Origin of the sequence: Pseudomonas edaphica, from assembly GCF_005863185.1 — a bacterium.
GTDB lineage: Bacteria > Pseudomonadota > Gammaproteobacteria > Pseudomonadales > Pseudomonadaceae > Aquipseudomonas > Aquipseudomonas edaphica.
Window position 1 is genome coordinate 1 of the sequence record NZ_VBVZ01000230.1, and the last position, 9,161, is coordinate 9,161.

Consider the following 9,161-nt stretch of genomic DNA (forward strand, 5'->3'; position numbering starts at 1 on the left):
GTGTTTCTTCAGCGGTTAAAACAACCCTGCTTTGGAAGCACACAGTACGGCGGCAATCTTGTTATTGACCCCCAGTTTTCTCAAGCAACTGCTGATATGAAAGCCCACGGTGCGCTCCGACAGGCACAGGATCGTGGCAATGTCCGAAGCCGTCTTGCCCAGGGCCGACCACCTGAGGATTTCCGTTTCTCGTGGGGTCAATTTGCAAGGCGCTGTGACGCTCGGCTTTTCGGCATAATTTTGTGCCACCGCAGCATGCATCACATGACAAAGCCAGAGCACCTGGCCGGCTTTCTCGTAAAGCTCCTGTGGGCTGACTTCGCCGTTGCTTCTGCCCAGGGTCAGCATGCTGAACACACCCTGGAAATCGTGCACGGCTTGGGTCCATCCAAAATGCACACCAAACGACTGGGCCAACGACCAGAGGTGGGGTGCGGCGCTGAAGGTTTTTTCATCCCACACGATAGGCAGCACGCTACGTTTGCAGTGGGCGACTACCGGATCGATGTCAAAAAAATGCGCTTGTTTGTAAACGGCATTCCATTCATTGGGGTAGTTATTAAAGTGAATCGGTTTAGTTTGGGTAGCTTGTTGTTGCGAACTCATCGTAAATGAGCAGTATTCGAATCCTAGCTCATAGGTGTGATTGACGACCATCTCATAAATAGTGGTGATCTTGTTCTCACCTTCCAGTTTGGGGAGTCGTGTATTGCGCCAGTTGACCATTTGTAACTCTCCATGGGTGTTGTTGCCTGGGCACGTCCCGGATCCCAGCGAGGTACGGAAATCAGTGTAGGACAAAGCCTACACATCGTAATGTGAAAAAATTTTACTGAATGCCCGTATTTTGTTTGTTTATTACTTATACAATGAGTGGTCGTTTGTACATATAGTGCTTTATATTCGGGTTATTCCTATAAGTTCAATGGGTTGGTGGTGATATTAAATTGGCATTTGTTTAGTTGCACTGCGACATCTAATGGCCTGTTAGAAGGGGAGAAATAGCTAAATAATTAGTTGGGACTGGATAGCTCCGATCCGAGCGCTTGCACTGTAACGCATAGCTGTTGCTCGCACTGGCAATGCCAGTACAAACCACTGGTGTTTCCCTGCGCGACTTTGAGAGACACTAGGGCACCTGTTCAACGGAGCCCCCCATGACGGCCAGCGCTGAGAAATTTACCCGCCAGACCCTGCTCGAAGTGCAATCGCTGACGCCCAGCCTGTTTACCCTGCGCACCAGCCGTGACCCGGGCTTTCGGTTTACCGCCGGCCAGTTTGTGCGCTTGGGCGTGACCAAGGCGGACGGCAGCACGGTGTGGCGCGCCTATTCCATTGTGTCCTCGCCATTTGATGAACACTTGGACTTCTTCTCTATCGTCGTTCCGGGGGGCGAGTTCACCAGTGAATTAAGCCGTCTGCAGGTGGGCGATACCTTGATGGTTGAGCGTCAGGCCACAGGCTATCTGACCTTGAATCGTTTTGTGGACGGGCGTGATCTGTGGCTGCTGGGCACCGGCACGGGGGTGGCACCGTTTCTGTCGATCCTGCAGGACTTCGAGGTCTGGGAAAAATTCGAGCGCATCGTACTGGTGTACAGCGCCCGAGAGGCCAAGGAGCTGGCGTATCAGTCGCTGATTAACACGCTCGGAGAGCGTGAGTACCTGGCCGAGTACGCGCATAAACTCACCTACATTCCCATCGTCACCCGTGAGCAGCACCCTGGGGCACTGAACGGGCGCATCACCACGCTGATCGAGAATGGCGAGTTGGAGCGCACTGCCGGTGTAGAACTGACCCCGGAGCACTCCCGCGTGCTGATTTGCGGCAACCCGCAGATGGTCGATGACACGCGCCAATTGCTCAAGCAGCGCGACCTGCAACTGAGCCTGAGCCGGCGCCCAGGGCAAGTGGCGGTGGAAAATTACTGGTAATAAAAAAGGCGCCTGAAACAGGCGCCTCTTCCAGGCAAACGCGGGTTAAAGCGGTTTGTCGTTTTGTGCTTTGAGCAGATCACGAATCTCACCCAGCAGCAGCTCTTCCTTGGTCGGCGTCGGCGGCAGGCTTGGGGCCACAGCTTCTTCGCGCTTCAGGCGGTTGATGGCTTTCACGCCCATAAAGATGGCGAAGGCGACGATCACGAAGTCGATGATGCTCTGGATGAACTTGCCATAGGCCAGGACCACAGCGGGCACATCACCCTGCGCGGCCTTGAGGGTTATCGCCAGGTCAGCGAAGTCCACACCACCGATCAACAGACCAATAGGTGGCATCACCACGTCGCCTACAAACGAGGAAACGATTTTACCGAAGGCGGCGCCGATGATGATACCGACGGCCATATCGACCACATTACCTTTGACCGCGAAGGCCTTGAACTCACTGATCACGCCCATAGGTTATTCCTTGTTACAGTTGAGGAGGGTGGAGGTCAGTGTAAGTCAGTCGTAGCCCGCTTGCTCGACACAACCGTTAACACTGTCAATTTTTATCGACCCATTAAATCGCAAATAGTTTGCAAAGTGCCACCAATCGCGCGCGAAATACGCGCTACTTCAGGGGCTTGCCACACTTTTTTCTTAATCAGCCCGGTGGTGTTTTTCTATTTATCTTCTGACTCGCAGGTCACTAGCCTCTGGCAAGCACAACTGAATGTGCACTAAAAAAGCCAGAGGAAACCCCGATGAACACGTCAATGAGCCGCAGGCCTGTTTCCGCGCGATATGCGCTGGGATTGGTAACTGCCAGTCTGCTGTCCCTTTCCGTACAAGCCGCCAACCTGACCCGCGATAACGGCGCCGCCGTGGGGGACAATCAGAATTCACAAACCGCCGGGGCCAATGGCCCGGTGCTGCTGCAAGACGTGCAGCTCATTCAAAAACTGCAGCGCTTTGACCGTGAACGCATCCCGGAGCGCGTGGTTCACGCCCGTGGCACCGGCGCCCATGGCACCTTTACCGTCACCGATAACCTCAGCGACCTGACCAAAGCCAAAGTCTTCGCAGCCGGTGAAGCCACCCCTGTATTCGTGCGTTTCTCTGCCGTGGTGCACGGCAACCATTCCCCGGAAACCCTGCGTGACCCACGCGGTTTCGCCACCAAGTTCTACACCAGCGAAGGTAACTGGGACCTGGTGGGCAATAACTTCCCGACGTTCTTTATCCGCGACGCCATCAAGTTTCCGGACATGGTCCATGCGTTCAAACCGGACCCGCGTACTAACCTTGACGACGACTCGCGTCGTTTTGACTTCTTCTCCCATGTTCCAGAGTCCACCCGCACGCTCACCGAGTTGTATTCCGACTCCGGCACGCCAGCCAGTTATCGCGAAATGGACGGCAACGGCGTACATGCCTACAAGTTGATCAACGCCAAGGGCGAAGTGCATTACGTCAAGTTCCACTGGAAGAGCCTGCAGGGCATCAAGAACCTTGACCCCAAGCAAGTTACCGACGTGCAGGGGCGTGACTACAGTCATATGACTAACGACTTGGTCACTCACATCAACAAGGGCGATTTCCCCAAGTGGGACCTTTACGTGCAAGTGCTGAAACCTGAGGATTTGGCCAAGTTTGATTTCGACCCGCTGGACGCCACCAAGATCTGGCCGAATGTACCGGAACGCAAAGTCGGGCAAATGGTGCTGAACCGCAACCCGGCCAACGTCTTCCAGGAAACCGAGCAAGTGGCCATGGCCCCGGCCAACCTGGTGCCGGGCATCGAGCCGTCGGAAGACCGCCTGCTGCAAGGTCGAGTGTTCTCCTACGCCGACACGCAGATGTACCGCCTGGGGCCGAACGCCCTGCAACTGCCGATCAACGCACCGCGTGTCACCGTCAACAACGGTAACCAGGATGGCGCAATGAACGCCGGCAAGACCACCACGGGCGTGAACTACCAACCAAGCCGCCTGCTGCCACGTGAAGAACCGCAAGCCGCGCGTTACAGCCAGTCGGCGCTGTCGGGCAGCACCCAGCAGGCGAAGATCCAGCGCGAGCAGAACTTCAAGCAGGCCGGTGACTTGTACCGCTCCTATAGCCAGAAAGAGCGTCAGGACTTGATCGAAAACTTCGGCGGCTCCCTGGCCACCACCGATGACGAGAGCAAGCACATCATCCTGTCGTTCCTCTATAAGGCTGACCCTGAGTACGGCACTGGCGTGACCAAGGTTGCCAAAGGCGACCTGGCGCGCGTCAAGGCGCTGGCAGAAAAACTGACTGACTGACGTTGGTTACGGTCGGCGCCCGCTGATGGGCGTCGACCCGAGCTGGAGAAAACCCATGCGAATTTCTATCGGTTTACTGATGGCCATGCTGGCCTTTGTCGCCCATGCCGAGTCACCCGACCCGGTCGCGCTCAAGGCTCAGTTGCAGGACTACTATTTCGATGCTGCCCGTCGTGGCGATATCGAGATGCTCAACACCTTCATAGAATCTGGCTACAGCCTCAACACCCAGGACGACAAGGGTTACACCGCGCTGATCCTTGCCGCCTACCACGGCCAGGCTCCATTCGTGGAACGCCTGCTCAACGCCGGCGCCGACGCCTGTGTGCAGGACAAGCGCGGTAACACCGCATTAATGGGCGCGATCTTCAAAGGCGAGCTGAAAATCGCCCAGCGACTGCTCGCCACCGACTGCAACCCCAACCAGCGCAACGGCGCCGGGCAGACCGCCGCCATGTACGCCGGGCTGTTCAAGCGTGTTGAGTTACTGGATGAGCTAAAGGCCAAAGGCGCCGACCTAAACGCCGAAGACCCGATCGGCAACAGCGCTTCACGTTTGGCCAGTGGTGAAATCCGGACCCCGGCGCCGCGCTGAGCTATCATCGCGGTTTTTCGGTTGGAGGTTCTCAAATGGCAAAGGCCAAGCGCATGTACGGCTGCACCGAGTGCGGCGCGACCTTTCCCAAGTGGGCCGGCCAGTGCACCGAGTGCGGTGCATGGAACACCCTGACGGAAACCATGATCGAAAGCGGCGGCGCCGCAGCCCCCACCGGCCGTGCCGGCTGGACCGGGCAACAGGCGCAGATCAAGACGTTGGCTGAAGTCAGCGTCGAGGAAATCCCACGTTTCTCCACGGCGTCCGGCGAGCTGGACCGCGTGCTCGGCGGCGGGCTGGTGGACGGTTCGGTGGTGCTGATCGGCGGCGACCCCGGCATCGGCAAATCGACCATCCTGCTGCAAACCCTGTGCAGCATTGCCAGCCGCATGCCGGCGCTGTACGTCACGGGTGAGGAGTCCCAGCAGCAAGTGGCCATGCGCGCCCGTCGCCTGGGCTTGCCCCAGGATCAACTGCGGGTCATGACCGAAACCTGCATCGAAAGCATCATCGCCACGGCCCGTATCGAAAAACCCAAGGTCATGGTGATCGACTCGATCCAGACGATTTTCACCGAGCAGCTGCAATCGGCACCCGGCGGCGTGTCCCAGGTGCGCGAAAGTGCGGCGCTGCTGGTGCGGTATGCCAAGCAGAGCGGTACGGCGATTTTTCTGGTGGGCCACGTGACCAAAGAGGGCGCCTTGGCCGGGCCGCGAGTGCTTGAGCATATGGTCGACACCGTGCTGTATTTCGAAGGCGAATCCGATGGCCGTTTGCGTTTGCTGCGGGCGGTGAAGAACCGTTTCGGCGCGGTCAACGAATTGGGCGTGTTCGCCATGACCGACCGAGGGTTGAAAGAAGTCTCCAACCCCTCGGCGATTTTTCTTACCCGCGCCCAGGAAGAAGTCCCCGGCAGTGTGGTGATGGCGACGTGGGAAGGCACCCGCCCGATGCTGGTGGAAGTTCAGGCACTGGTGGATGACAGCCACTTGGCCAACCCGCGCCGGGTCACGCTCGGCCTGGATCAGAACCGATTGGCGATGCTGCTGGCGGTGCTGCACCGTCACGGCGGCATTCCTACCCACGACCAGGACGTGTTCCTCAACGTGGTCGGCGGGGTCAAGGTGCTGGAAACCGCTTCCGACCTGGCGCTGATGGCGGCGGTGATGTCGAGCCTGCGCAATCGCCCGCTGCCCCATGACTTGCTGGTATTCGGCGAAGTCGGCCTGTCGGGCGAGGTACGCCCGGTGCCGAGTGGCCAGGAGCGCCTGAAAGAAGCGGCCAAGCACGGTTTCAAACGCGCGATCGTGCCCAAGGGCAATGCGCCGAAGGAAATGCCGGCAGGGTTGAAGGTCATTGGCGTCACGCGCCTTGAACAGGCGCTGGATGCCTTGTTCGAGTAATCAGTACCACTGCAAAACCAATGTGGGAGCTGGCTGTTAGATTTCCAGCAGCGCCGCTAACTCACGGTGCAGCTCTTCCTCATCCCCGAGGTTCAGCTCAATCAACCGCCGCAAATGGCTGATCGACTCCAGGTCTATGTGCTCACACACAAACCCCAACTGCCCATGATCATCATGGGCCAGTTTTACCTGCATCTTTATATGCGCCTGCGGATCCAGACGGATATCCACATCAAACGGCTGAGCGCGATTGCCCTGCCAGTCATCAGGGCGCTGCACCAACAAACCTTTGAGCGACAGGTCCACCAATTGCACCGGCGAATTCCAGCTGTTTTGCGCAATGGTCGTTCGGGCATCAAAGGCAATACGCCGAAAACGGCGCCGATCTGACGGTTGCTCGCTCATGGTCAAACCCTCTGGAGATAAGGGGATTGTAGCCCTGCGCCATCATCGGGCCTTTATTTCTGCTTTTTTTACGGTTGCAAGGCTCTAGACCAACGTAGGGGGGTGGCCTTTAAGGCCAACAGCGCTAAACTCGGGCTGGCTGTCTTTCTGTCCACCCTGGCTGGAATATAAAAATGAAAAATAATAATAGCCTGCTACGCCACCTACCCTGGCTGGTGCTGGCAATCGTAGGAGCGTGCGCCTTGGGCGTAGTGGCCTTGCGCCGCGGCGAGGCGATCAACGCCTTGTGGATTGTGGTTGCTGCTGTCGCCATCTACCTGGTTGCGTACCGTTACTACAGTCTGTTCATCGCTAACAATGTGATGCAGCTCGATCCACGGCGGGCCACCCCCGCAGTGCTCAACAATGACGGCCTGGACTATGTGCCGACCAACAAACACATCCTCTTTGGGCACCACTTTGCGGCGATTGCCGGCGCAGGTCCGCTGGTCGGCCCAGTATTGGCGGCGCAAATGGGCTACCTGCCCGGCACGCTTTGGCTGATTGCCGGTGTGGTGCTGGCCGGTGCGGTGCAGGACTTCATGGTGCTGTTCCTGTCCACTCGTCGCAATGGGCGTTCCCTGGGGGACATGGTTCGCGAAGAGATGGGCCGCATTCCGGGGACCATCGCGCTGTTCGGCTGCTTCCTGATCATGATCATCATCCTCGCGGTGCTGGCGCTGATCGTGGTCAAGGCCCTGGCCGAGAGCCCGTGGGGCATCTTCACGGTGATGGCGACCATCCCGATCGCGATGTTCATGGGCGTGTACATGCGCTACATCCGTCCGGGCCGCATTGGCGAAATTTCGGTCATCGGCGTGCTGTTGCTGCTGGGTTCGATCTGGCTGGGCGGGCAGATTGCCGCTGACCCGGTGTGGGCCAAGGCTTTCTCGTTCACCGGTATCCAGATCACCTGGATGCTGATCGGCTACGGTTTCGTGGCGGCGGTATTGCCGGTGTGGCTGATTTTGGCACCGCGTGACTACCTCTCCACCTTCCTCAAAATCGGCACCATCATCGCCCTGGCGATCGGCATTCTGGTCACCATGCCAGAGCTGAAAATGCCGGCCCTCACCCAATTCATCGACGGCACTGGCCCGGTGTGGAAGGGCGGCCTGTTCCCGTTCCTGTTCATTACCATTGCCTGTGGCGCGGTCTCGGGTTTCCACGCGCTGATTTCCTCGGGCACCACGCCCAAGCTGCTGGATAACGAAGTCAACTCGCGCTACATCGGTTACGGCGCGATGCTGATGGAGTCGTTCGTGGCCATCATGGCCATGGTCGCCGCCTCGGTGATCGAGCCCGGCGTGTATTTCGCCATGAACAGCCCGGCTGCGGTGGTCGGCGCTGACGTGGTGACTGTGGCGCAAACCGTCAGCAGCTGGGGCTTTGCAATTACCCCGGAAGCCTTGACGGCCGTGGCCCATGACATCGGCGAAACCTCCATCCTGGCGCGTGCCGGCGGTGCGCCGACCCTGGCGGTCGGTATCGCGCAGATCCTGCACAGTGTGCTGCCGGGTGAAAACACCATGGCGTTCTGGTACCACTTTGCGATCCTGTTCGAAGCATTGTTCATCCTGACCGCAGTCGACGCCGGCACCCGTGCGGGGCGCTTCATGCTCCAGGATTTGCTCGGCTCCTTCGTACCGTCGCTCAAGCGTACCGAGTCCTGGACCGCTAACTTGATTGCTACGGCAGGTTGCGTGGCGATGTGGGGTTACCTGCTGTACCAAGGCGTGATCGACCCGCTGGGCGGCATCAATACCTTGTGGCCGCTGTTCGGTATCTCCAACCAGATGCTCGCCGGTATCGCGCTGATGCTCGCCACCGTTGTGCTGATCAAAATGAAGCGCCAGCGCTACATTTGGGTGACCATGTTGCCGGCAGTCTGGCTGCTGATCTGCACCACCACTGCAGGCTTCATCAAGCTGTTCGACGCTAACCCGGCGATTGGCTTCCTGTCGCTGGCCAAGAAGTACAGCGATGCCCTGGCCAACGGCCAGATCCTCGCACCGGCCAAGAACATCGACCAGATGCAGCACGTGATCTGGAACGCTTACACCAACGCAACGCTGACGGCGCTGTTCCTGTTCGTGGTCTTCAGCATCCTGTTCTATGCGCTCAAGGTCGGCGTTGCCGCCTGGGGCAACAAAGAGCGCACGGACAAAGAAGCCCCGTTCCAGGCTGTACCGGACGCGTAAACGAGGATTGCAACCATGTTCAATGACATCAGTCGCCTCGGTAAATACCTCGGTCAGGCCGCGCGCCTGATGGTCGGCATGCCCGACTACGACACCTACGTCGAGCATATGCAAACCAAGCACCCGGACAAACCGGTGATGGACTACAAGGCGTTCTTCCGCGAACGCCAGGAAGCCCGTTACGGTGGCAAGGGTGGGCCTAAGTGCTGCTGACCCGGTATTCGGGTTAGCGCTTCTCCCTGTGGGAGCAAGGCTTTATGTGGGAGCTGGCTTGCCTGCGATGCAAGCAACTC

Annotated in this window: 9 protein-coding genes; 6 read left to right on the forward strand and 3 right to left on the reverse strand. The window is 58.4% G+C overall.

Annotated features, from left to right (window positions below):
* Positions 1-15 precede the first annotated feature (15 nt).
* Entirely contained in the window at positions 16-726 is a 711-nt protein-coding gene (locus FEM54_RS16400) for a helix-turn-helix transcriptional regulator (protein ID WP_017139313.1), read from the reverse strand.
* Positions 727-1,157: 431 nt separating this feature from the next.
* Between FEM54_RS16400 and FEM54_RS16405 the strand changes: the two genes are divergently transcribed.
* On the forward strand, positions 1,158-1,934 hold the full coding sequence (locus FEM54_RS16405; RefSeq protein ID WP_138451905.1) for a ferredoxin--NADP reductase: 777 nt from the start codon (positions 1,158-1,160) through the stop codon (positions 1,932-1,934).
* A gap of 45 nt (positions 1,935-1,979) precedes the next feature.
* On the opposite strand, the gene mscL is transcribed toward FEM54_RS16405, so the two are convergent.
* Complete coding sequence (mscL, locus tag FEM54_RS16410; protein WP_017139311.1) at positions 1,980-2,396, reverse strand: large-conductance mechanosensitive channel protein MscL; 417 nt, start codon at positions 2,394-2,396, stop codon at positions 1,980-1,982.
* Between the two features lie 287 nt (positions 2,397-2,683).
* On the opposite strand from mscL, the gene FEM54_RS16415 reads away from it, so the two are divergent.
* The 3 genes from FEM54_RS16415 to radA are packed head-to-tail and all read left to right on the forward strand — an operon-like array spanning position 2,684 to position 6,223.
* Positions 2,684-4,225 carry a catalase gene (locus FEM54_RS16415; RefSeq protein ID WP_138451907.1) on the forward strand — a complete coding sequence of 514 codons (1,542 nt, stop codon included), beginning with the start codon at positions 2,684-2,686 and terminating at the stop codon, positions 4,223-4,225.
* A 55-nt stretch (positions 4,226-4,280) separates the two neighbouring features.
* Positions 4,281-4,820, forward strand: coding sequence for an ankyrin repeat domain-containing protein (locus FEM54_RS16420; protein WP_138451909.1), 540 nt, complete (start codon positions 4,281-4,283; stop codon positions 4,818-4,820).
* A 35-nt stretch (positions 4,821-4,855) separates the two neighbouring features.
* A complete protein-coding gene (gene radA / locus FEM54_RS16425) occupies positions 4,856-6,223 on the forward strand; it encodes a DNA repair protein RadA (RefSeq protein WP_138451911.1) in 1,368 nt (455 codons plus the stop codon).
* 36 nt (positions 6,224-6,259) lie between these two features.
* Here the strand turns inward: radA and FEM54_RS16430 are convergent, their stop codons facing one another.
* Entirely contained in the window at positions 6,260-6,628 is a 369-nt protein-coding gene (locus FEM54_RS16430) for a PilZ domain-containing protein (protein ID WP_138451913.1), read from the reverse strand.
* Positions 6,629-6,801: 173 nt separating this feature from the next.
* Between FEM54_RS16430 and FEM54_RS16435 the strand changes: the two genes are divergently transcribed.
* Both FEM54_RS16435 and FEM54_RS16440 read left to right on the forward strand, forming a co-directional pair.
* A complete protein-coding gene (locus tag FEM54_RS16435) occupies positions 6,802-8,868 on the forward strand; it encodes a carbon starvation CstA family protein (protein WP_138451915.1) in 2,067 nt (688 codons plus the stop codon).
* Positions 8,869-8,883: 15 nt separating this feature from the next.
* Positions 8,884-9,081: a YbdD/YjiX family protein gene (locus tag FEM54_RS16440; protein ID WP_003194308.1), complete on the forward strand. Its 198-nt coding sequence runs from the start codon at positions 8,884-8,886 to the stop codon at positions 9,079-9,081.
* Positions 9,082-9,161: the final 80 nt, after the last annotated feature.

Excerpts from the sequence above, each read along its gene's own strand:
- FEM54_RS16400 (WP_017139313.1), bottom strand. The coding sequence starts at position 726 with ATGGTCAACTGGCGCAATACACGACTCCCCAAACTGGAAGGTGAGAAC.
- FEM54_RS16405 (WP_138451905.1), top strand. The coding sequence starts at position 1,158 with ATGACGGCCAGCGCTGAGAAATTTACCCGCCAGACCCTGCTCGAAGTG.
- mscL (WP_017139311.1), bottom strand. The coding sequence starts at position 2,396 with ATGGGCGTGATCAGTGAGTTCAAGGCCTTCGCGGTCAAAGGTAATGTG.
- FEM54_RS16415 (WP_138451907.1), top strand. The coding sequence starts at position 2,684 with ATGAACACGTCAATGAGCCGCAGGCCTGTTTCCGCGCGATATGCGCTG.
- FEM54_RS16420 (WP_138451909.1), top strand. The coding sequence starts at position 4,281 with ATGCGAATTTCTATCGGTTTACTGATGGCCATGCTGGCCTTTGTCGCC.
- radA (WP_138451911.1), top strand. The coding sequence starts at position 4,856 with ATGGCAAAGGCCAAGCGCATGTACGGCTGCACCGAGTGCGGCGCGACC.
- FEM54_RS16430 (WP_138451913.1), bottom strand. The coding sequence starts at position 6,628 with ATGAGCGAGCAACCGTCAGATCGGCGCCGTTTTCGGCGTATTGCCTTT.
- FEM54_RS16435 (WP_138451915.1), top strand. The coding sequence starts at position 6,802 with ATGAAAAATAATAATAGCCTGCTACGCCACCTACCCTGGCTGGTGCTG.
- FEM54_RS16440 (WP_003194308.1), top strand. The coding sequence starts at position 8,884 with ATGTTCAATGACATCAGTCGCCTCGGTAAATACCTCGGTCAGGCCGCG.